Origin of the sequence: Pseudescherichia sp. (assembly GCF_031979925.1) — a bacterium.
In the GTDB taxonomy this organism is placed as follows: domain Bacteria; phylum Pseudomonadota; class Gammaproteobacteria; order Enterobacterales; family Enterobacteriaceae; genus Pseudescherichia.
Genome location: NZ_DALZFB010000001.1, coordinates 80,766 through 103,559 on the forward strand (window position 1 = coordinate 80,766; position 22,794 = coordinate 103,559).

The 22,794-nt window shown below is 56.0% G+C and carries 22 protein-coding genes and 1 pseudogene; 20 read left to right on the top strand and 3 right to left on the bottom strand.

Annotated features, from left to right (window positions below; all coding sequences use genetic code 11):
• Window positions 1–96: 96 nt before the first annotated feature.
• Window positions 97–735, top strand: coding sequence for an RpiB/LacA/LacB family sugar-phosphate isomerase (locus RTM13_RS00400; RefSeq protein ID WP_312209251.1), 639 nt, complete (start codon window positions 97–99; stop codon window positions 733–735).
• Between the two features lie 43 nt (window positions 736–778).
• Here the strand turns inward: RTM13_RS00400 and RTM13_RS00405 are convergent, their stop codons facing one another.
• Window positions 779–2,200, bottom strand: coding sequence for an MFS transporter (locus tag RTM13_RS00405; protein WP_312209252.1), 1,422 nt, complete (start codon window positions 2,198–2,200; stop codon window positions 779–781).
• 213 nt (window positions 2,201–2,413) lie between these two features.
• Here RTM13_RS00405 and azuC point away from each other — a divergent pair, with 213 nt between their 5' ends.
• On the top strand, window positions 2,414–2,497 hold the full coding sequence (gene azuC / locus RTM13_RS00410; RefSeq protein WP_088218881.1) for a stress response protein AzuC: 84 nt from the start codon (window positions 2,414–2,416) through the stop codon (window positions 2,495–2,497).
• Between the two features lie 66 nt (window positions 2,498–2,563).
• Window positions 2,564–2,815 (top strand): DUF2766 family protein, encoded by a 252-nt coding sequence (locus tag RTM13_RS00415; RefSeq protein ID WP_312209253.1) that lies wholly within the window; start codon window positions 2,564–2,566, stop codon window positions 2,813–2,815.
• Window positions 2,816–2,967: 152 nt separating this feature from the next.
• Here RTM13_RS00415 and RTM13_RS00420 read toward each other — a convergent pair whose 3' ends face one another.
• Window positions 2,968–3,471 carry a non-heme ferritin-like protein gene (locus RTM13_RS00420; protein WP_312209254.1) on the bottom strand — a complete coding sequence of 168 codons (504 nt, stop codon included), beginning with the start codon at window positions 3,469–3,471 and terminating at the stop codon, window positions 2,968–2,970.
• A 209-nt stretch (window positions 3,472–3,680) separates the two neighbouring features.
• Here RTM13_RS00420 and RTM13_RS00425 point away from each other — a divergent pair, with 209 nt between their 5' ends.
• The 6 genes from RTM13_RS00425 (at window position 3,681) to otsA (ending at window position 10,516) form a co-directional block, all read left to right on the top strand.
• A complete protein-coding gene (locus RTM13_RS00425) occupies window positions 3,681–4,238 on the top strand; it encodes a DJ-1/PfpI family protein (RefSeq protein ID WP_312209256.1) in 558 nt (185 codons plus the stop codon).
• 317 nt (window positions 4,239–4,555) lie between these two features.
• The gene (locus tag RTM13_RS00430; protein WP_312209257.1) at window positions 4,556–5,545 is read left to right on the top strand and encodes an arabinose ABC transporter substrate-binding protein; all 990 of its coding nucleotides are present in this window, start codon (window positions 4,556–4,558) and stop codon (window positions 5,543–5,545) included.
• A gap of 73 nt (window positions 5,546–5,618) precedes the next feature.
• The gene (gene araG / locus RTM13_RS00435; RefSeq protein ID WP_312209259.1) at window positions 5,619–7,133 is read left to right on the top strand and encodes an L-arabinose ABC transporter ATP-binding protein AraG; all 1,515 of its coding nucleotides are present in this window, start codon (window positions 5,619–5,621) and stop codon (window positions 7,131–7,133) included.
• A 14-nt stretch (window positions 7,134–7,147) separates the two neighbouring features.
• Window positions 7,148–8,128 (top strand): L-arabinose ABC transporter permease AraH, encoded by a 981-nt coding sequence (gene araH, locus RTM13_RS00440; protein WP_238085055.1) that lies wholly within the window; start codon window positions 7,148–7,150, stop codon window positions 8,126–8,128.
• Between the two features lie 182 nt (window positions 8,129–8,310).
• A complete protein-coding gene (gene otsB / locus RTM13_RS00445; protein ID WP_312210093.1) occupies window positions 8,311–9,117 on the top strand; it encodes a trehalose-phosphatase in 807 nt (268 codons plus the stop codon).
• Window positions 9,092–10,516, top strand: a complete 1,425-nt coding sequence (gene otsA, locus RTM13_RS00450; RefSeq protein ID WP_312209261.1) for an alpha,alpha-trehalose-phosphate synthase — start codon at window positions 9,092–9,094, stop codon at window positions 10,514–10,516. The genes otsB and otsA overlap by 26 nt, the downstream gene beginning before the upstream one ends.
• A 31-nt stretch (window positions 10,517–10,547) precedes the next feature.
• Here otsA and uspC read toward each other — a convergent pair whose 3' ends face one another.
• Entirely contained in the window at window positions 10,548–10,976 is a 429-nt protein-coding gene (gene uspC, locus RTM13_RS00455) for a universal stress protein UspC (protein WP_312209262.1), read from the bottom strand.
• A gap of 792 nt (window positions 10,977–11,768) precedes the next feature.
• Between uspC and flhD the strand changes: the two genes are divergently transcribed.
• The 11 genes and pseudogenes from flhD (at window position 11,769) to RTM13_RS00510 (ending at window position 22,779) form a co-directional block, all read left to right on the top strand.
• On the top strand, window positions 11,769–12,122 hold the full coding sequence (gene flhD / locus RTM13_RS00460; protein WP_312209263.1) for a flagellar transcriptional regulator FlhD: 354 nt from the start codon (window positions 11,769–11,771) through the stop codon (window positions 12,120–12,122).
• A 2-nt stretch (window positions 12,123–12,124) separates the two neighbouring features.
• Window positions 12,125–12,703 carry a flagellar transcriptional regulator FlhC gene (gene flhC / locus RTM13_RS00465; RefSeq protein ID WP_312210095.1) on the top strand — a complete coding sequence of 193 codons (579 nt, stop codon included), beginning with the start codon at window positions 12,125–12,127 and terminating at the stop codon, window positions 12,701–12,703.
• Between the two features lie 126 nt (window positions 12,704–12,829).
• Window positions 12,830–13,717 carry a flagellar motor stator protein MotA gene (gene motA / locus RTM13_RS00470; RefSeq protein ID WP_312209265.1) on the top strand — a complete coding sequence of 296 codons (888 nt, stop codon included), beginning with the start codon at window positions 12,830–12,832 and terminating at the stop codon, window positions 13,715–13,717.
• Window positions 13,714–14,643 carry a flagellar motor protein MotB gene (motB, locus tag RTM13_RS00475; protein ID WP_312209267.1) on the top strand — a complete coding sequence of 310 codons (930 nt, stop codon included), beginning with the start codon at window positions 13,714–13,716 and terminating at the stop codon, window positions 14,641–14,643. The genes motA and motB overlap by 4 nt, the downstream gene beginning before the upstream one ends.
• Window positions 14,644–14,647: 4 nt before the next feature.
• Window positions 14,648–16,693 (top strand): chemotaxis protein CheA, encoded by a 2,046-nt coding sequence (cheA, locus tag RTM13_RS00480; RefSeq protein WP_312209269.1) that lies wholly within the window; start codon window positions 14,648–14,650, stop codon window positions 16,691–16,693.
• Between the two features lie 21 nt (window positions 16,694–16,714).
• The gene (gene cheW, locus RTM13_RS00485) at window positions 16,715–17,218 is read left to right on the top strand and encodes a chemotaxis protein CheW (protein ID WP_268107556.1); all 504 of its coding nucleotides are present in this window, start codon (window positions 16,715–16,717) and stop codon (window positions 17,216–17,218) included.
• 319 nt (window positions 17,219–17,537) lie between these two features.
• Window positions 17,538–18,107 (top strand): spore coat protein U domain-containing protein, encoded by a 570-nt coding sequence (locus RTM13_RS00490; protein ID WP_312209272.1) that lies wholly within the window; start codon window positions 17,538–17,540, stop codon window positions 18,105–18,107.
• Between the two features lie 82 nt (window positions 18,108–18,189).
• Window positions 18,190–18,672, top strand: a complete 483-nt coding sequence (locus RTM13_RS00495) for a spore coat U domain-containing protein (protein ID WP_312210097.1) — start codon at window positions 18,190–18,192, stop codon at window positions 18,670–18,672.
• Window positions 18,673–18,693: 21 nt separating this feature from the next.
• Window positions 18,694–19,455, top strand: a complete 762-nt coding sequence (locus RTM13_RS00500) for a molecular chaperone (protein WP_409455923.1) — start codon at window positions 18,694–18,696, stop codon at window positions 19,453–19,455.
• A pseudogene (locus RTM13_RS00505) lies at window positions 19,431–21,814 on the top strand (fimbria/pilus outer membrane usher protein). Before RTM13_RS00500 ends, RTM13_RS00505 begins: the two are co-directional and overlap by 25 nt.
• Complete coding sequence (locus tag RTM13_RS00510) at window positions 21,814–22,779, top strand: spore coat U domain-containing protein (protein ID WP_312209274.1); 966 nt, start codon at window positions 21,814–21,816, stop codon at window positions 22,777–22,779. Before RTM13_RS00505 ends, RTM13_RS00510 begins: the two are co-directional and overlap by 1 nt.
• Window positions 22,780–22,794: the final 15 nt, after the last annotated feature.

Below are 22,794 nucleotides of genomic sequence, written 5' to 3' on the forward strand. Positions count from 1 at the left end.
TCATTAAATTTGAAAGTATGTTTGCCAGGTAGTAAGGTTTAACCTGATTAGTTCTTTATGACGGGATCCCCCGCAACGCATTCAGGAGAAGAGATAATGAAAATTGCACTGATGATGGAAAATAGCCAGGCTGCCAAAAACGCCACCATCCTCAACGAGCTGAAAACCGTCGCTGACGATAAAGGCTTTCCGGTTTTCAACGTTGGGATGAGCGATGAGAACGACCATCACCTGACCTATATCCATCTGGGCATTATGGCCAGCATTCTGCTGAATTCAAAAGCGGTTGATTTTGTGATTTCTGGCTGCGGCACCGGTCAGGGGGCGCTGATGTCGCTAAACATCCATCCGGGTGTGAACTGTGGCTACTGTATCGATCCCGCCGACGCCTTCCTGTTTGCCCAGATCAACAACGGTAATGCCCTGGCGCTGCCGTTTGCCAAAGGCTTCGGCTGGGGTGCAGAGCTGAACGTACGCTTTATCTTTGAGAAAGCTTTCACTGGTCGTAAAGGCGAAGGCTACCCGCCTGAGCGTAAAGAGCCGCAGGTGCGCAACGCCGGGATCCTCAATCAGGTGAAAGCAGCAGTAGTAAAAGATAACTATCTCGACACCCTGCGCGCGATCGATCCTGAGCTGGTAAAAACCGCCGTCTCCGGCCAGCGTTTCCAGCAGTGCTTCTTTGAACACTGCCAGGATAAAGAGATCGAAGCGTTCGTTCGCGAAGTGCTCGCCTAAGTTCTATTGTGCCGGGCAGCGCTACGCTGACCCGGCTCACAGATTAACGTTTCTTCGTTGATACTGCGCTGCCCGCATCCTTAGCCAGCCTGAAGGTATCGGCCATCCCCACCAGACAGATCAGCGCAATAAACACAAACGCCAGCCGAAAGCTGATGCCCGGTACGCCGCTCAGGGCCAGCCAGTCGCTGGCTTTCTCTCCAAGACGGATCCCGATGGCCCCAAGCGTGATGCCCAGCCCGACCGCTAGCTGCGTGGCGGTGCTAAACAGGGTATTGGCATAGCTCATCTGCGCGGAGGGGACATCGGCAAAGGCCAGCGTGCTGACGCCGGTAAACTGCACCGAACGAAAGACCCCGCCCAGATAGAGCACGACAAAAATAACCCATACCGGCGTCGTTGGCGTAATAAAGGCGCAAGCCAGCAGGGCCAGCACGTTTAGCGCACCGTTGATCAGCAGTAGCTTTTTGAAGCCGAGCCAGCGGATCAGCGGGGTCGTGGCGGGCTTAATGGTCAGGTTACCGACGAAGACCGCCAGCACCAGTAGCCCGGCATGAAACGGATCCATCCCAAAACCGACCTGGAACATCAGCGGCAGCAGAAACGGTACTGCGCTGATGGAAGCACGAAACAGCGATCCGCCGTACATGGTGACGCGAAAGGTAGGTACCTGCATGGCATCGAGACGGATCATCGGCCAGCGTGCACGCTGAAAATGGCGTAGCGCATAGACCAGCGTGGCCGTGCCCAGCGCCAGCAGGCCCAACGTCCACGCTCCCTGCTGCTGCTCACCCCCCAGCATCTCCATGGCGCACACCAGGCTGACCATTGCGACTGAAGTAGAGACAAAGCCCATAAGATCAAACGGACGGCGTTCGTCGTCGCGAATATCGGGAATAATGCGTAGCGCCAGCGCAATAGCCAGCAGGCCAATCGGCACGTTAATAAAGAAGATCCAGCGCCAGTCGGCGTAGCGGGTGATGAATCCTCCTAGCGGCGGGCCGATAATGGGCGCAACCAGCGCGGGCCAGGTGAGGGTAGCGATGGCGGTGATCAGCAGATGCTTAGGGGTGGTACGCAGCACGGCGAGCCTGCCGACGGGAACCATCAGCGCGCCGCCCATCCCCTGCAAAATGCGCATCGCGACAAACATCTCAACGCTGGTAGAGAGACCACAAAATACCGAGGCGAGGGTAAAGATCGCCAGTGCGGCGGTGAAGACCTTGCGCGCGCCGAAGCGATCGGCTATCCAGCCGCTGGCCGGGATCAGCACCGCAAGGGTGATGAGGTAGGCGCTGATACCTATGTTCAACGCCACCGCTTCGACGCCAAAGCTTCGCGCCATATCCGGCAGGGCCGTCGCTATCACCGTCCCGTCAAGAAACTCCATAAAAAAGGCCCCGGCTACCAGCAGCGCGGCGGGCGAGACGCCCCGCGTCTTCTCCGGGAGGGTGTTTTCACTCATTTTTGGTCTGCCATTTCAAAAAAAATTAGAATAATTAAAAAAAATGAAATCGCCGTAACCTTAGGATTAATCAACGATTATTTAACAAAATTAAAGAAATCGCGTAAAAGTTGGTGTGATATTCATCACAAAGTGGTTGATTTTTGTGATGCAGGTCATATTATACGCCCATCGACAAGTAACACCTGCACAACAAAATAGCCGGAGCAAAACATGAAATTGCGCAAGATCCTGAAAAGCATTTTTGAAACCTACTGCAAGACTTTTAAAGACGTACCGCCGGGCGCTATGTTTTAATAAAGTTGCTGTGATAAAAAACCTGCTGCGGCAGGTTTTTTTGTTTCTGTAACTCAGGAGTAACCTATGTCTCAAAATCTTAGCGCCGATCAGGAGCTGGTGTCCGACGTTGTGGCCTGCCAGCTGGTGATCAAACAGATCCTCGACGTTATTGACGTCATCGCCCCGGTTGAAGTGCGCGAAAAGATGGCTAACCAGCTTAAAACCATCGACTTCACTACTCATCCAGCAGTGGCCGACCCGGTTACCCGGCGTGCTATTCAGAAAGCCATTGCCTTAATTGAGCTGAAGTTTACGCCGCAGGAAGAGACACACTAAAGCGTGAACACAGTCGAACAAAGTAAACCTTTGTTTTGTTATTTTCAAACGGATGTTTTCTTTGGCCGCTGTGGCTGTGTGCCGCGTTGAGTTTAAGTCCGGGCGGCAGGGATGGCGGGAGGAACTCCCGCCAGAGAGGTGGGTGGTGAATATCAGTGCCTGCGACAGTTCACCACGTTAAGCAGCGCCCGATCGGTCTGGGCGATATTTTTCCCGTCGCGCAGAGAGCCATGAATTTCACCGATTAACAGCTGGAGCAGCAGTCCATCCTGCTGCTCTGCTTTTTCCAGCTCGCGCAAAAAGTTAAGCGTCTTTTCATCCTTCACGGCTTCTGCTTCTTCACTCAGCCGCGTCAGCATTTCACACCGCACGTTGTACTCTTCAAGCGCTTTCTCAAACAGCTCCTCTAACGAATTGAAACTGTCCGGGGGATTTTCCCGCGCTTTCACAATCGGGTAGGCTCCGGCGCGTTTCATAAAGTCGAACACGCGCATCATGAGGTTTACCTTCTCCTGCGCCTGCGCGCGAAGGAACGTTGCCGAACCCGGTAGATTGTGCTCTGAACACCATTCACTGAATGAGAGGCAGAGGTTGGATGCCTGAAACTCAAGGTTAACCTGCGAGTTGAGTTTTTGTGCCATGCCGAGAGTCGCCATAATGACCTCCTTCTGTCCTGGATGGGGCTGCGATTAATGCCAGCCGTACTGCGTCGACAAAACGATCGTAAAGCGTTATGCATCTAACAATTGTGATCCAGCAAACACTTTTCAGCGGAATAAGCGAATAATCTGAATAAAAATAGTGGTTTACATTCATTGGTGAATGTATGCAATGAAGGGTATCGTTAAATATTAAGGAGTTGGAGATGAAAAGAGTTGCTGTGCTGTTGGCCCCCGGTTTTGAAGAAGCAGAAGCTATCGTTACCATTGATATACTACGCCGGTTGCATATTGAGGTCGAAACGCTGGCCTGTGCCACGTCCCGCGCCGTGGTGAGCTATCACGCTATTCCTATGGTGGCTGATGCTACCCTGAGTGAGCGACTGGATACGCTCTATGATGCTGTGGTCCTGCCTGGTGGGCCGGAGGGGAGCGTTAACCTTGCAGCCAACCCAGAGGTAATTGCCTTTGTGACCCGCCATGACCAGGCGGAAAAGCTGATCTGCCCCATCTGCTCGGCAGCGGCGCGCGTGCTGGGGGGAAACGGCCTGCTGAAAGGGCGGCGCTACGTCTGCTCAGGCGAGCTGCATGAAACCGTAACCGACGGCCACTATATCGATGCTGCTGTAGTCGAGGATGGCAACCTGATCAGCGGCAAAGGATTAGGCCGGGTATTTGATTTTGCCTTTGCCGTCTCGACGCGCCTTTTGGGTGACGATGCGCCAGTGCGCGACCACGCGGATCACATCTATTATCCACTCTAATGTCCCACCGCTAAGATACTCCCTTCAGGCCACAAGGATAAGCTGGCTGGCCTGATGGATAATTCTGCTATACCCTTCCAGATTTGTCTGACAAATACGCCAATTCTTATGAAGATAATCGCTGAATTTATGCACGCTTTTACTGTAATTCTGCGGTGTGATGGCGCTCTCCTATGGAGGATCAATTTCCCGCTAAAACTACACCTCAGCAATAGCATCTCCTGATAGACGTGTGCTAATGCCTTGTTTTAAGGCTGATTAGACAGCTAATAAACTCTCATTCCCTACATAAAAAAGTGTTAAAGCTGGAGTTAACCATGCACAAATTCACTAAAGCGCTGGCGGCAATTGGTTTAGCTGCCGTTATGTCACAATCCGCTATCGCCGAAAATATGAAGCTCGGTTTTCTGGTCAAGCAGCCGGAGGAGCCGTGGTTCCAGACCGAATGGAAATTTGCTGATAAGGCAGGTAAAGATTTAGGTTTTGAAGTCATTAAAATCGCCGTACCGGACGGTGAAAAGACGCTGAACGCTATCGATAGCCTGGCGGCCAGCGGAGCGAAAGGGTTTGTTATCTGTACTCCGGATCCCAAGCTGGGCTCGGCAATTGTTGCTAAAGCGCGCGGCTACGACATGAAGGTCATTGCCGTAGATGACCAGTTCGTCAACGCTAAAGGCCAGCCGATGGAGAGCGTGCCGCTGGTGATGATGGCCGCCAGTGAGATCGGCGCTCGCCAGGGTCAGGAGCTCTATAAAGAGATGCAAAAACGTGGCTGGGATGTGAAAGAGACTGGTGTGATGGCCATCACCGCCAACGAACTGGATACCGCCCGTCGCCGCACTTCCGGCTCGATGGATGCCCTGAAAGCCGCAGGCTTCCCGGAAAAACAGATCTATCAGGTTCCTACCAAATCAAACGATATTCCTGGCGCATTCGATGCCGGTAACTCCCTGCTGGTTCAGCACCCGGAGGTAAAACACTGGCTGGTGGTCGGCATGAACGATAACACCGTGCTGGGCGGCGTACGTGCCACTGAAGGTCAGGGCTTTAAGGCCGCTGACGTGATCGGCATCGGCATCAACGGTGTTGACGCCGTGAGCGAGCTATCCAAGGCTCAGGGTACCGGCTTCTACGGCTCGCTGCTGCCAAGCCCGGACGTGCATGGGTATAAGACCAGTGAAATGCTCTACAACTGGGTGGAAAAAGGCGTTGAGCCGCCGAAGTTCACTGCGGTTACCGACGTGGTGCTGATCACCCGCGACAACTTCAAAGATGAGTTAGCGAAGAAAGGGCTAGGCGTGAAGTAATTTACGCCGTTGGTTGCGCCCTTCGTCGCATGATGAAGGGCCAGTCGTACCATCAATGCGTCACGGAGACGTTATGCAACAGTCAACTCCATATCTCTCTTTCCGTGGTATTAGCAAAACCTTCCCCGGCGTTAAGGCCCTGAGCGACATCAGCTTCGACTGCTATGCCGGTCAGGTGCACGCCCTGATGGGGGAAAACGGCGCGGGTAAATCGACGCTGTTAAAGATCCTTAGCGGCAACTACGCACCCACCGGCGGAACGCTGGTGCTGCAGGGCCAGGAGGTCAGCTTTGCCGACACCACCGCCGCGCTGAATGCCGGCGTGGCGATCATCTACCAGGAGCTGCATCTGGTTCCCGAGATGACCGTCGCGGAAAATATCTATCTTGGCCAGCTACCGCAGAAGGGCGGGCTGGTGAATCGCTCGCTGCTTAACTATGAAGCCCGTCTCCAGCTGGAGCATCTTGGGCTGGATATCGATCCGCAGACGCCGTTGAAGTACCTCTCCATCGGCCAGTGGCAGATGGTTGAAATTGCCAAGGCGCTGGCGCGCAATGCGAAAGTGATCGCCTTCGATGAACCAACCAGCTCGCTCTCGGCGCGGGAGATCGACAACCTGTTCCGTGTGATCCGCGAGCTGCGCAACGAGGGGCGAGTGATTCTCTATGTCTCCCACCGCATGGAGGAGATATTTGCTCTCAGCGACGCCATTACCGTCTTTAAAGACGGGCGCTACGTGCGCACCTTTGACGATATGCAGCAGGTCAACCATGACTCGCTGGTGCAGGCGATGGTCGGGCGCGATCTCGGCGACATCTACGGCTGGCAGCCACGAGAATATGGGGCGGAGATGCTGCGTCTGGAGTCGGTAAAAGCCCCCGGCGTGCGCCATCCCGTTAGCTTCTCGGTGAGGCGCGGTGAGATCGTCGGCCTGTTCGGGCTGGTGGGGGCAGGGCGCAGCGAGCTGATGAAAGGACTGTTTGGCGGCACGCGCATCACGGCGGGCCAGCTGATCATTGACGGCAAGCCGCTGGATATTCAAAAGCCAGCCCACGCCATTCGCGCCGGGATGATGCTCTGTCCCGAGGATCGTAAGGCCGAAGGTATTATTCCCGTCCACTCCGTGCGTGACAATATCAACATCAGCGCCCGGCGCAAGTCGGTTCGCGCCGGATGCCTGATCAACGACGGCTGGGAAGTGGAAAACGCCGACCATCATATTCGCTCCCTTAATATCAAAACGCCCGGCGCTGAGCAGCTGATTATGAATCTCTCCGGCGGCAACCAGCAAAAAGCCATTCTTGGCCGCTGGCTGTCGGAGGAGATGAAGGTGATTTTGCTCGATGAGCCGACGCGCGGCATCGATGTCGGCGCGAAGCATGAGATTTACAACGTTATCTACGCCCTGGCCTCCCGTGGCGTAGCGGTACTGTTTGCCTCCAGCGACCTGCCGGAAGTGCTCGGCGTCGCCGATCGCATTCTGGTGATGCGGGAAGGGGAGATCGCCGGTGAGCTGCTGCACGGCGAAGCAGACGAGAAACAGGCGCTAAGCCTTGCCATGCCTAAAGTGAGCCAGGCCGTCGCCTGAGTGAGGAGAGTATCATGTCATCAGTAACAAGCTCTGGCGCAGGAAAGTCGCCGTTCAGTCTGGGGCGTATCTGGGATCACTACGGCATGCTGGTCGTCTTTGCCGTACTGTTTATCGGCTGCGCCCTGTTTGTGCCTAACTTTGCCAGCTTCGTCAATATGAAGGGGCTGGGGCTCGCCATCTCAATGTCGGGCATGGTGGCCTGCGGCATGCTCTTCTGCCTGGCCTCCGGAGACTTTGACCTGTCGGTTGCCTCGGTTATTGCCTGTGCAGGCGTCACCGCCGCGGTGGTGATCAACATGACGGAGAGCCTGTGGATCGGCGTCTTTGCGGGCCTGATGCTCGGGGTATTGAGCGGCCTCGTTAACGGCTTCGTCATTGCAAAGCTGAAGATCAACGCCCTGATCACCACCCTCGCCACGATGCAGATCGTGCGCGGTCTGGCCTATATCATCTCCGATGGTAAAGCGGTAGGTATTGAAGACGAGCGCTTCTTTACCCTCGGCTATACCAACTGGCTCGGCCTGCCTGCGCCCATCTGGCTGACGGTGGCCTGCCTTATCATCTTCGGTTTCCTGCTCAACAGAACCACCTTCGGCCGCAATACGCTGGCCATCGGCGGTAACGAAGAGGCGGCTCGCCTGGCAGGGGTGCCGGTGGTGCGCACAAAAATTATTATCTTTGTGCTCTCCGGGCTGGTATCGGCCGCCGCCGGGATCATTCTGGCGTCGCGTATGACAAGCGGCCAGCCGATGACCTCTATTGGTTACGAGCTGATCGTCATCTCCGCCTGCGTGCTTGGCGGCGTCTCCCTCAAGGGCGGCATCGGAAAAATCTCGTATGTTGTGGCAGGGATCCTGATCCTCGGTACCGTTGAGAACGCCATGAACCTGCTTAATATCTCTCCCTTCTCGCAATACGTTGTGCGTGGCCTGATCCTGCTGGCGGCGGTGATCTTCGACCGCTACAAACAGAAGGCGAAACGCACCGTCTGACACCCGCTATTTTGCCAAAGGGTCTCTTTTTTAATCGTTTTTACCTCTCAGCCAGCCGCAATTGCGGCTGGTTTCTTTACGTTTGAATGGCGAGGAGCGTGACACTGTCTATACTTACATGGCTAATGATAATGAGTGATGGTCGTGAACGCGGCATCGAAACCAGAAAGGAGGATATCAGGGTGGCTGACCAGTTAGCTGTACCGCCTGTACTTTCCGCAAACTATGCTTACTTCTTTGACCTCGACGGAACCCTCGCCGAAATCAAACCTCGTCCCGATCAGGTCTTTATTCCCGCCGGGGTGATAACCCTGCTCAAACGACTGGCCGAAATGAATCAGGGCGCGGTGGCGCTGGTATCGGGTCGTTCGATGAAAGAGCTGGATGCCATCGCCTCCCCGCTGCACTTTCCCCTTGCCGGCGTGCACGGTGCGCAGCGGCGCGACTATCAGGGAAATACGCACGAGATCACCCTGCCGGCCGATCAGGTTAAGCAGATGGAGCTGGAGCTGATTGCGGCGCTCGATCGTCTGGAAGGGACAGAGCTCGAGGCGAAGGGGATGGCGTTTGCGCTGCACTATCGCCAGGCCGTTCACCATGAAGAGACAATTTTTACTCTGGCGAAGGAAATGGAGGAGAAATATCCGAATTTAGCCCTGCAGCCGGGTAAATGCGTGGTAGAGCTGAAACCGCGTGGTATCAATAAAGGAGCAGCAGTTGAAGCATTCATGCAGGAGCCGCCCTTTTGCGGGCGTAAACCTGTTTTCCTGGGAGACGACCTCACTGACGAGGCAGGCTTCAAGGTTGTGAATCGCCTTGATGGCGTATCCGTAAAGGTAGGTATTGGCGCGACGCAGGCGCAGTACCGGCTGGAGAGCGTAGCGGACGTTCATCAATGGCTTGAAAAAATAACTGACCACCAAAAACAAGAAGAGATGGCGCTAACTAACAGGAGAGATGGCTATGAGTCGCTTAGTCGTAGTATCTAATCGTATCGCACCGCCGGATGATAAGAAATCGAGCGCCGGTGGACTGGCCGTCGGCATTATGGGTGCCCTGAAAGGAACCGGCGGACTCTGGTTTGGCTGGAGCGGTGAGATAGGTAATGAAGATAAGCCGCTGAAGAAAGTGACCCGCGGTAATATCACCTGGGCCTCGTTTAACCTCAGCGAGCAGGATTATGATGAGTACTACAGCCAGTTTTCCAATGCCGTGCTGTGGCCGGCTTTCCACTACCGTCTTGATTTAGTCAAGTTCCAGCGCGAGGCCTGGGAGGGCTATCAGCGCGTGAACGCACTGCTGGCGGACAAGCTGGTACCGCTGCTTGAAGAAGACGATATTCTCTGGATCCACGATTATCACCTCCTGCCGTTTGCCAACGAACTGCGTCAGCGCGGCGTGAACAACCAGATCGGTTTCTTCCTGCATATTCCATTCCCAACGCCGGAGATCTTCAACGCGCTGCCGCCGCACGCCGAGCTGCTGGAGCAGCTGTGCGACTACGATCTGCTGGGCTTCCAGACCGAGAGCGACCGGGTATCGTTCCTGGATAGCCTTTCGAGCCAGACGCGATTAACTGCCCGGGGCGATAAAACCCATACCGCATGGGGCAAAACTTTCCGTACCGAGGTTTATCCTATTGGGATTGAACCGGAAGAGATCGCCGAGCAGGCTTCAGGCCCGTTGCCACCCAAGCTGGCTCAGCTCAAGGCCGAGCTGAAAAACGTGAAAAACATCTTCTCCGTCGAGCGGCTGGACTACTCTAAGGGCCTGCCGGAACGTTTCCATGCCTATGAAACTCTGCTGGAGAAGTTCCCGCAGCACCACGGTAAAATCCGCTATACGCAGATTGCACCTACCTCGCGCGGCGAGGTTCAGGCCTACCAGGATATTCGTCATCAGCTGGAGACCGAAGCTGGACGTATTAACGGTAAATATGGTCAGCTGGGCTGGACGCCGCTTTACTACCTCAATCAACACTTCGACCGCAAGCTGCTGATGAAGGTCTTCCGCTACGCCGATGTCGGGCTGGTGACGCCGCTGCGTGATGGGATGAACCTCGTTGCCAAAGAGTACGTGGCGGCGCAGGATCCGGCTAACCCAGGCGTGCTGGTGCTCTCCAAGTTTGCCGGTGCGGCTAACGAACTCACCTCGGCGCTGATCGTTAACCCGTACGATCGGGATGATGTGGCTAACGCTATGAACCGGGCCTTAACAATGCCGCTGGCGGAGCGCATATCCCGTCATGCTGACATGATGGATGTGATTAGAAAAAATGACATTCATCGCTGGCAGGAGAGGTTTATTGCCGATTTAAAGCGTATAGCGCCTCGTAGTGCAGAGACTCTTCTGCAGAACAACGTGGCGACATTCCCCAAACTCGCGTAGAAAGGCAAGCGCTCCCGCTGTGGCGGGGGCGCTATACGTCACCCAACGGTACCAGCAGCACATCTACCTTACAGGCTCCCACCACGCCTTTTGCCGAACAGGCTGCCCGCGAAAAAAAACGCTGATTGTGATTACCGTAAATAACCAGATCGATCCCTTCTCGCTCGCAAATATGTGAAATATTTTCACTCAGCTCACCCGAGGCAATTATTGTTTTTGCAATGGGATAATTCGCCTGCGCAATTAACGCCTGCATAAATTGCTGTGTCTCTTCCTGCATCAGATCGCGCAGATTCTCCAGCATAGGAGCGGCAAACTGATTATACATTTCGGGATCGTTAGCCAGAGTAAGTAGGCTAATACGCGCCTGGCATGGCCGTGCGATAGAGACTGCTTTTTTGAGCAGCAGGTGACTTTCTGGGTCAATGGCGACCGCCACCAACAGGTGAGAATAGCTCATATCTCGCTCCTTAAAAGAGTATGAACCTTTGACGTATCTTTACCTTCTTCTTACAAATCTTGCAACTAAAAAAGTGTGACAGAGCTGTGAACATTATCATAAATATTCATTAATTATTCCATTGGAAGGAATCGCGCCCTCAGTGAATATGTTAACAAAATTTGAAAACTTAACCTAAATTTAGCGAATTTTATTGGCCAATATAATATGCATTTACTAACCATTAACAAATTTGCAATCATTTTACGCTTTTTCAGAGTTAGTTTAGCGCCGCTTCAATTAATTGATAAGTAACATTATTTTATTGTAGCCCTATTTTCATCATGGCTATTGCGTTTAAAAAGGTAGCACAAAGTCGGAGGTCTAATGACTGGTTACCAAATAGCACATAGATCTGCATGTCTATTCGTCGAAAAGGAATAGAAAAGGCGCTTAATAGTACAAAAAATAAACAATCACTAAGTCGAAAGTATGGATTTCTCTAAAATATTCACGTAAATTATGTGACGTAGATCACATTATTTTCAAATTATTCATTAGAGCCAATTGTATGTCCTACGGGTCGCGAGTACAGTTGCGTCGCTTTAGGAAAAATCTTAGTCAATTGTAAGAATTGATTGAGAGCGTAACGGAGAGAGGTGGCACAGCAATGCGATCGCCGTCACGTTAAACAACAAAATTCAAACGATGCATTTCGCCTTATCTTTTTTAATACCGGGTTTTTTTCCCGGCGACATCACGGGGTGCGGCCTGGCCGCATAAGACACTAGTTGGTTATTTTGGATGGGAAAAATGCATACATCCGAGCTGCTGAAACATATCTATGACATCAACCTGTCATATTTACTGCTGGCACAGCGTTTAATTAGTCAGGACAAAGCCTCCGCCATGTTCCGCCTGGGCATTAGCGAAGAGATGGCCTCTACCATGGGTGAATTGACGCTGCCGCAGATGGTTAAATTAGCTGAAACCAATCAGCTTATCTGCCAGTTTCGTTTTGATAGTCATCAGACCATCACTCGTCTGACTCAGGAATCCCGCGTAGACGATCTGCAGCAGATCCATACCGGTATTATGCTCTCAACGCGTCTGCTTAATGAGAGCAACCAGGGTGCTGACGCAGCGTCCCGGAAGAAAAGGGCTTAATGATGACTGAGAAGAGCATTGTCCAGGAAGCGCGTGATATTCAACTCGCAATGGAACTGATTACGCTGGGCGCGCGTTTGCAAATGCTGGAGAGCGAAACGCAGCTCAGCCGGGGCCGCCTCATCAAACTCTATAAAGAACTTCGTGGCAGCCCGCCGCCGAAAGGGATGCTCCCATTTTCAACCGACTGGTTTATGACGTGGGAACAGAATATTCACGCCTCAATGTTCTGCAACGCCTGGCAGTTCTTGCTGAAAACAGGCCTCTGCAGCGGCGTTGACGCGGTAATTAAAGCGTATCGCCTTTATCTGGAACAGTGCCCGCAGCCGGAAGAGGGGCCGCTGTTAGCCCTGACGCGTGCGTGGACGTTAGTCCGTTTTGTTGAGAGCGGGATGCTGGAACTTTCAAGCTGCAACTGTTGCGGCGGCAATTTTATTACCCATGCTCACCAGCCCGCAGGGAGTTTTGCCTGCAGTTTGTGCCAGCCGCCTTCCAGGGCCGTAAAAAGACGTAAACTTTCCCCGGAAGCTGCCGATATTATTCCACAACTGCTGGATGAACAGATCAAACAGGCTGTTTAACGTAACGGCGTGGGTAACACTCCAGCAGCGGTAAGCAATTACCGCTGCTTTTTTTTGCCTCCCCGTTGGGTTTTTAGCCCCAAAACTGTTTTTCCTTGCCTTAGTCAACAGCGGAAGGATGATGTCGTGCTGATCTTATTAGGTTACCTTGTTGTTCTCGGTACAGTCTTTGGCGGTTATATGATGACCGGCGGACACCTTGGGGCACTTTATCAACCGGCTGAGCTGATTATTATCGGCGGTGCGGGCGTGGGTGCGTTTATTGTGGGCAACAACGGCAAAGCGATCAAAGGAACGCTTAAGGCGCTTCCGCTGCTGTTTCGTCGCTCCAAATACACAAAAGCTGTCTATATGGATCTTCTGGCGCTGCTCTATCGCCTGATGGCCAAGTCACGCCAGCAGGGGATGTTCTCCCTTGAGCGTGATATTGAAAATCCAAAAGAGAGCGAAATTTTTGCCAACTATCCGCGGATCCTTGCCGATCCGGTGATGCTGGAATTCATTGTCGACTATCTGCGCTTGATCATCAGTGGCAACATGAACACCTTCGAAATCGAAGCGTTGATGGACGAAGAGATCGAGACCCACGAAAGCGAAGCCGAAGTGCCAGCGAATAGCCTGGCAATGGTCGGCGACTCGCTGCCAGCGTTCGGTATCGTGGCGGCGGTTATGGGGGTCGTTCACGCCCTGGCCTCGGCAGATCGCCCGGCGGCCGAGCTGGGGGCGCTGATCGCTCACGCGATGGTAGGGACCTTCCTCGGCATCCTGCTGGCCTACGGCTTTATCTCGCCGCTGGCGACCGTGCTACGCCAGAAGAGCGCAGAAACCACCAAGATGATGCAGTGCGTGAAGATCACGCTGCTCTCCAACCTGAACGGCTACGCGCCACCGATTGCCGTCGAGTTTGGCCGTAAAACGCTCTACTCCAGCGAGCGTCCATCCTTTGTGGAACTGGATGAGCACGTCCGGGCGGTACGTAACCCAAACCAGCAGACCACGACTGAGGACGCATGAAAAACCAGGCCCATCCTATTGTCGTTGTAAAACGGCGCAAGCATAAGGGGCACGGAGGCGGCTCGCACGGATCCTGGAAGATTGCCTACGCCGACTTTATGACGGCAATGATGGCGTTCTTCCTCGTGATGTGGCTGATCTCAATCTCCAGTCCGAAAGAGCTGATTCAGATTGCGGAGTATTTCCGCACCCCGCTGGCGACCTCCATTGCCGGTGGCCCGCGGATCTCCAACAGCGACAGCCCGATCCCCGGCGGCGGCGATGACGTCACCCAGCAGAAGGGAGAGGTGCAGCGCCAGCCTAACGTTGACGAGCTGCGCCAGAAGATGGAGCAGTCCCGCCTGAGCAAGCTGCGTGGCGATCTCGATCAGCTGATCGAGGCCGATCCCAAGCTGCGCGCCCTGCGTCCGCACCTGAAGATCGACCTGGTGCAGGAGGGGCTGCGCATCCAGATTATCGATAGCCAGAACCGGCCGATGTTTAAAACCGGCAGCGCCGAAGTGGAACCCTACATGCGCGATATTTTACGTGCTATTGCGCCGGTGCTGAACAACATTCCGAACCGTATCAGCCTCTCTGGCCACACCGATGACTTCCCGTATGCCAACGGCGAACGCGGCTATAGCAACTGGGAGCTGTCTGCGGACCGCGCCAACGCCTCGCGGCGCGAGCTGGTCGTGGGCGGGCTGGACGACGGGAAAGTGCTACGCGTGGTTGGCATGGCTGCCACCATGCGTGTAAGTGACAAAGGGGCTGATGACGCTATCAACCGTCGCATTAGCCTCCTGGTGCTGAACAAACAAGCAGAACAGGCAATTCTGCACGAAAACGCCGAAAGCCAAAACGAGCCGGTAAGTGTATTACAACAGCCGGGGGCGCAGCCCCAGGCGACCGTTCCCACATCGCCACAACCCGATCCGAGGTGATAGCGTGAGCATGGATATTAGCGATTTTTATCAGACATTTTTTGATGAAGCTGACGAGCTGTTAGCCGACATGGAGCAACACCTGCTGGATCTGGTGCCGGAAGCACCGGATTCAGAGCAGCTCAACGCCATCTTTCGTGCGGCCCACTCCATAAAGGGTGGCGCTGGCACGTTTGGCTTTACCATTTTGCAGGAGACCACGCACCTGATGGAAAACCTGCTGGATGAGGCCCGGCGGGGAGAGATGCAACTCAATACCGATATTATCAACCTGTTTTTGGAAACCAAAGATATTATGCAGGAACAGCTCGACGCCTATAAAAGCTCGCAAGAGCCGGATGCCGCCAGCTTTGAATATATCTGCAATGCGCTGCGCCAGCTGGCGCTGGAAGCGAAAGGCGAAGTGGCTCCCGCTGCGGCCGGTGGCGCAAAGCTGACCGTTGTAGATAATGCCCAGGCCGTCGCCGATGCCGCGCCTGTCACCGCCCCGGCGGCTGGCAACGACGGTAAACTGCGCATTGTGCTGTCGCGCCTGAAAGAGAGCGAAGTCAACCTGCTGGAAGATGAGCTGAAAAATCTGGCGACCCTCAGCGACGTGGTAAAAGGCGCGGATTCTCTGAGCGCGACGCTGGAAGGTGGCGTCAGCGAAGATGATCTGGTTGCTGTGCTCTGCTTTGTCATCGAGCCGGATCAGATTAGCTTTGCCGATGCGCCAGCCCCGGCTGTTGCTATCAGCGAGACAGCACCTGTCGCCCCGGCTCCGGTGGCCCAGCCGGTCGCGGCGGCTCCGGTTGCACAAAGCGCGCCGCGTGAGCAGCCTGCCGCCCGTCAGGAGCGCGCAGAAAAACCGGCCCGCGCAAGCGAGTCCACCAGCATCCGCGTCGCCGTCGAGAAAGTTGACCAGCTCATCAACCTGGTGGGCGAACTGGTGATCACCCAGTCGATGCTGGCCCAGCGCTCTAACGAGCTGGATCCGGTCAATCATGGCGATTTGATCACCAGCATGGGCCAGCTGCAGCGTAATGCCCGCGATCTGCAGGAGTCGGTGATGTCCATCCGTATGATGCCGATGGAGTACGTCTTCAGCCGCTTCCCGCGCCTGGTACGCGACCTGGCGAGCAAGCTCAACAAGCAGATTGAACTGACGCTGCTGGGTAGCTCCACCGAGCTGGATAAGAGCCTGATCGAGCGCATTATCGATCCGTTAACCCACCTGGTGCGTAACAGCCTGGACCATGGGATTGAGCTGCCGGAAAACCGCGTTGCTGCGGGGAAATCCCCGGTAGGTAACCTGACGCTCTCTGCTGAACATCAGGGCGGCAATATCTGCATCGAAGTGATCGACGACGGCGCAGGCCTTAACCGCGAGCGTATCCTGGCGAAAGCGGTATCGCAGGGTATGGCGGTAAATGAAAACATGACCGACGAAGAGGTTGGCATGCTGATCTTCGCGCCAGGCTTCTCCACCGCAGAGCAGGTGACGGACGTCTCCGGCCGCGGCGTAGGCATGGATGTGGTGAAACGTAACATCCAGGAGATGGGCGGCCACGTTGAGATCCAGTCGAAGCAGGGCGCAGGCACCACCATCCGCATTCTACTGCCGCTGACGCTGGCGATCCTTGACGGTATGTCGGTAAAAGTCGCGGACGAAGTCTTTATCCTGCCGCTGAATGCGGTGATGGAGTCCCTGCAGCCGCGTGAAGAGGATCTGCATCCGCTGGCGGGGGGCGAGCGCGTGCTGGAAGTGCGCGGAGAGTATCTGCCGCTGGTTGAGCTGTGGAAAGTCTTTGACGTCGACGGTGCTAAAACCGAGGCAACGACAGGCATTGTGGTGATCCTACAGAGCGCAGGCCGTCGCTACGCGCTGCTGGTAGATCAGCTGATTGGTCAGCACCAGGTTGTGGTGAAGAACCTTGAGAGCAACTACCGTAAGGTGCCGGGCATCTCCGCTGCAACTATCCTCGGCGATGGCAGCGTGGCGCTGATCGTCGATGTGTCGGCGTTACAGGGATTAAACCGTGAGCAACGTGTGGCGTACACAGCCGCCTGATTTAGTTAAAAAGGTAAAAATATGACCGGTATGAGTAATGTAACGAAACTGGCTGGCGAGCCATCAGGTCAGGAGTTCCTGGTATTCACTTTAGGCGATGAAGAGTACGGCATCGATATCCTGAAAGTGCAGGAGATCCGCGGTTACGATCAGGTAACCCGTATTGCTAACACGCCAGATTTTATTAAAGGGGTCACCAACCTGCGCGGTGTGATCGTGCCCATCGTCGATCTGCGGGTTAAATTTAGCCAGCAGGACGTGGAGTATAACGATAACACCGTGGTGATCGTGCTCAACCTGGGCCAGCGCGTGGTCGGGATTGTAGTAGACGGCGTATCCGACGTGCTGTCGCTGGCGGCCGATCAGATCCGCCCGGCCCCAGAGTTTGCCGTGACCCTGTCAACGGAATATCTCACCGGCCTCGGCGCGCTGGGCGACCGGATGCTGATCCTGGTGAACATCGAGAAGCTGTTGAACAGCGAAGAGATGGCCCTGCTGGACAGCGCAGCGGCTCACGTTGCCTGATAACTCTCAACGCTCCCGGCCCCGGGAGCGTTTTTTAACCGCTTTTCATGCCGCCTCTTCATTACCCATTAATAACATTTAAGTTTTGCTAAAACTGCGAATGTAACACCAGACAATATATTGTGAAGTAGATCACGCGATAGTGAATATATCATTCTTGTTGCACTTTGTTACGAGCCGTTAACAATGTTAATCCATTGAAAGATAATGCAATTTTATGTCAATACGCCGATGGTTTGAGCATGGCTTTACAGGGTGGTTCTTTGCAACCCCGTAAGCTAAATTTCTGTTAATCCTGCTTTTTAACAGAGGCGACAACATGAACAGAAAAATCCTCCTCGTTTTGGCAAGCGGTGCGCTGGCACTGGCCGGACACTCTGCCCATGCGGTAACCAGCAGTGGGACCATCAACGCGACGTTGACCTTAACCAACGGCTGCCTGATTAACGGCTCGCCAAACCAGAGCGGCATCAACTTTGGCTCTCTGGACTTTGGTACCCATCCCGCGACTTTCTCCGAGCTGACAACCCAGCTCACCGGGGCTAACGGTGGTAACAGCTTCGCTATCCAGTGCACCACCGATACCTACACCGTACAGATCACCGGCACCACCAATACCACGGCGCCTGCCACAGTGATCGGCACGCCGGGTACACCAGCGCGCTATCTGGTTAACACCACTAATGCAACGCAGGGAGTGGCCTACAGCCTCTATAGCGACAGCGGCTTCAGTAACATCATCGCCAATGACGCGCCGCTGCCCGTAGCCTCGACCGCTGGCGGGGTGAATAACTACACCCTGTTTGGCCGCATCCAGGGCGGTGGCAACAGCGTGACCGTCGTTCCCGGTACCTATACCGATACAATTAACGTGAGCGTGATCTACTGACGCCAGCGCAATGAAACCTGAGGGAGCCGCTACTCTCCCGGCGCCAGGCCGAAGCATGCTGTGCATCGTCTTCGGGCTGGGAATGCTGGGATGGGCAGGGATCGCCGCCGCGCTGACGGTCAGCACCCAGTCGTTTCAGGTTGGGGCAACGATTGCGGCAGGGTGCTCGGTAGCCAGCGGCAGCAATGGCCTGCTGGGCACGCTGGACTTCGGGAGCCGTAGCGGCGTAGCAAGCGGTCAGGTCACCACCAGCTTTGTTCCTAACAGTGCGCTCTCGCTCGCCTGCACTCCCGGCGTAGCGTTAAGCATGAGCATTAACGGCGGTCTGCACTACGGCACCGTACGCAATATGCAGCGCAGCGGGGGCACGGATCGGGTGCCTTACCGGCTCTATCGCAGCAGTACGCTGGCGGCCAATACGGAAGTAGGTGTGAATCAGGCCTGGTCGATCACCTATAGCGATAGCAACAACATTGCGCTGACGCTGTTTGGTGCAGCGCAGCTCACGGGGTTTAGCCCCGCAGGAAACTATACCGATCAACTGACCGTAACGTTGTCCTGGTAAGGTCATACAGGGAGAAGGATCATGAAAACCATTATGGGCCGGAGCCTAATAGCAGGGGCCCTGCTGGCGCTGACGGGCATGACGCAGCAGGCGCAGGGCGCCGCAACCATCTTACTTTGGCCGATCGATCCGTGGCTGGCCGCCGATGCTAACGCAACGGAGCTGTGGATCCAGAATCAGGGCGATACGCCAACCACCATGCAGGTGCGCATCATGCGCTGGACCCAGGAGGGTGGACACGAGCGCTACCAGGCCCAGCAGGATGTAGTCGCCAGCCCGCCCATTGTGCGCATTGATAAAGGTGGCAAGCAGCTTATTCGTCTCATTAAGCAGACTCAGGTTCCCGCTGGCATAGAGCAAGGCTACCGGATCATCGTGGATGAGATCCCCCAGCCCGCTAACGGCAATTCGCCGCAGATTGGCCTGAAAATTCAGATGCGCTACTCGATTCCGCTCTTTGTCTATGGCCAGGGCGTGGCAACCACCACCGAGGGGGCAAACCATGCTCTGGTTAACACCCGCGATTTAAGCTGGCGGGTGATCCGCGAGGGGGGCAAACCGGCGTTGGAGGTGCGCAACCGTAGCGATGTACACGTTAGGCTAAGCCAGGTTAGCGTGCAGCAGGGCAGCCAGCGCCGGCAGATGGCGGATGGCCTGCTGGGATACGTGCTGCCGGGCGGGGCGCGTAGCTGGCCGCTCCCCTCAGGTCTTAGCAATCCGACTACCATGACGGCGACGATTAATGCCAGGGATACGCAATGGCAGTCGTCTCCCGCAAACTGATCCTGCCGCTGATGGTGCTGCTGGGGGGAGTGACGGATGCGCTGGCAGAGGAGGGGGATGATGCCCTGCCGCCGCCGCCGGATGCGCAGGCGATCAACGCCCAGGCAGTCTTTCACCTCTCGCTGGTGGTCAACCACTACGATACCGATCTGGTCGTGCCGGTCACCCAGCAGCAGGGACGCTATATTGTCGCCAGCCGCGATCTGCAGCGGGCCGGGATCCCCGCAGAGCATCTGCCCGCAGGCGACGTTGATCTCTCGACCCTGCCTGATGTACGGACCGAATATGATAGCAACCGCCAGCGGCTGCTACTGTTCGTTCCCCGGGAGTGGGTAGGGGATCGCGCCACCTCCTTTAACGGCGAAAGGGCGCGTGCTAAGCCGCACTATGGTCGGGGCGCGCTGGTAAACTATGACTTCTATACCAGCAGCACCGAGCATGCCGGTAGCCAGGCCTCTCTGTGGCATGAGTTTCGCTACTTCGACAGCAACGCAGTCTTCTCTTCAACCGGTACGCTGCGGGAGTATCTCTCCGGCACCGCCGGACAAAACGAGGGCTATACCCGCTACGACACGACGCTGCTGTTTACCAACGAGGAGAATGCCACCGAGTGGCAGCTGGGGGACGTTATCTCCGACTCGTTGAGCTGGAGCAGCAGCGTGCGGATGGGGGGCATCCGCTACGGGCGCGACTTCTCGCTGCGCCCCGATTTGGTCACCTGGCCGCTGCCCGCTTTTACGGGGGAGGCGGCGGTTCCCACGGCGGTGGACGTATTTATCAACGGCTACCGGGCGGGATCCACCCAGCTCCAGCCCGGCCCCTTTACCCTGACCAATCTGCCCTACATCAACGGCGCAGGGGATGCGGTGCTGGTTACCACCGACGCGCTGGGACGGCAGGTCAGTACCACGCTGCCGTTTTATGTCTCCAGCGACGTGCTGAAAAGCGGCATCACCGATGGGGCAATCACTCTCGGCAGCCTGCGACGTAACTACGGCATTGACGATTTCAACTACGGTCCGGCGGCGGGCAGCGCCTCCCTGCGCTACGGGGTGACGGACTACTTCACCTTTGAAGGCCACGGTGAAGCCGCCGAAGAGCTGGCCCTCGGCGGTGCGGGTGCGGTGGTAAAGCTGGGTCAGTATGGCGTCGTCAACTCATCGTGGACGGAGAGCCGGATGCGCGGCAACAGCGGCAATCAGCTCAACTGGGGTTACCAGTACAGCACCAGCACCTTCAGCATCGCCACCCAGCACACTCGCCGTGAGCGCGGGTTTGGCAACCTGGCTCTTTACGATCAGACCATCGTTTACGACGACGATCGCAGCCGCTGGCGACGCTTAGCCGCAATACCGATCAATATTCGCTGACCTTTAACATGGGCGACTATGGCAACGTCGGCGCGGCGTGGATTGGCGTGCGCAGCTTTGATAATCAGAAGACTGAGCTGCTGAACCTCTCCTGGAGCCGTAACCTGTGGGGCAGCAGCAGCCTCTACCTGGCAGCCAGCCATGATAAGCAGCGGGACGACTGGACCTTCGCTATGTCGCTGCAGATCCCCATCGGTGAGCGGGACAGCGCGGCAATCAGCGTGGAGAGAACGCCGGATGCGGGCACCAGCCAGCGCATCAACTATAACCACGCGATGCCTACCGACGGCGGTTTCGGCTGGAATATGGCCTTTGCCCGCCAGCCGCAGTCGGATAACTACCAGCAGGCAACGCTGGGCTGGCGCAATAACAGCGTTGAATTGCAGGGGGGCGGCTACGGCGAGCGCGGGATGATGACCTGGTGGGGCGAGGCGCTGGGTTCATTGGTGCTAATGGACGGCCAGGTTTTTGCGGCTAACAAGATCAACGATGCCTTCGTGGTGGTCAGCACCGGCGGCAATGCCGACGTGCCGGTCAGCTATGAGAACCAGCCGGTAGGCAGGACTAACGACAAAGGGTATCTGCTGGTCAGCGGCGTCTCAGCCTACTATCCCGCCAGCTACAGCATTAACACCCTCAACCTGCCAGCCGATACGCGTCTGAAGGAGACCGAGAAGCGGATCGCCCTGCGCCGCCAGAGCGGCTATCTGGTGGAGTTTCCGATGGAGCAGGAACGGGTCGCCAGCGTCATCCTGCATGACGATCGGGGAGATGCGCTGCCGGTGGGCAGCCAGGTCTACCGGGAAGGCCGATCGCCGACGCCGGTGGGCTATGACGGCATCGCCTTCCTGGAAAACCTCGGCGACGTAAACTCCCTGCGGGTAACCACGCCAGATAACCGCACCTGCGACGCCCGCCTGACGATCGGCGCAAATCCCGAACATAAATTACAGACCTACGGGCCGCTTACCTGTGAGGAGAGACGCTGATGCGCCGCGCTATTCTGCTTTTTCTGCTGCTGATGGGAGCCAGCCCGCTGGCGTGGTCAGCCTGTACCGTGACGCCGACCAACGGCGTCTTTGGTACCGTCACCTCGTTTGCGCTTAACAGCACCGAGCAGGAGATCAGCGGCAACCTGGTGGTTGCGTGCGATGCCGTTCTGCTCAATCTGTTAACGGGTAACTCAATAACCATGCGGTTAACCAGCGCCAGCGCCGCGGTCAGTAACCGGGCAATTATGCGCCGCGTTGATAATCCGGCCAGCACCGATACCATCCCGGTGCGGCTGTGCGGGGCCGCAGGGTGCAATAACAACAGCGAGGCGCTGATTGGCGGCAGCTACGTCTGGAGCGGAAACGCGCTGCTCGATCTGCTCAGTACCCGACGTTTTACCCTGCCAATCTATTTTCGCACCCTCTCCGGGCAGACCGTCGCGGCGGGCCAGTACCAGGCCACCTTTAACCTCAACGTAACCTATAATATATGCTCGCTGGGGCTGGCTGGTTGCCTTGCCTGGCAAACTGGCACCGTGCCCGTCGCCGTCACGGCAACCATTAATATCACTAACGACTGCATCACCATCACCGCGCCAAACGTCAACTTTGGCAGCGCGCCGCTGGTCAAAGACTTCCCCGCCGTGTCGCAGGGCGTCGCGGTGACCTGCACCAAAGGCAGCGTCTACAGCGTGGGGATCAACAACGGCAGCAACGCCAGCGGCAACGTGCGCAGAATGGCCTCCGGCAATAATCGGCTGAGCTACGAGATCTACAAAGGCAGTACCAGCGAGCGCTGGGGCAGCAGCGGCACCGAGCGCTGGGCCAGCAGCGCCTCGTCACTGCTCAGCGCCAACGGCCTGGTGCGTACCTATAACTATACGGCGCGGGTATTAACTAACCAGGCGACGCCTCCGGCCGGAACCTACAGCGATACGGTGGTAGTGGATATCGCCTTTTAATCAGCCAGGGGGGTA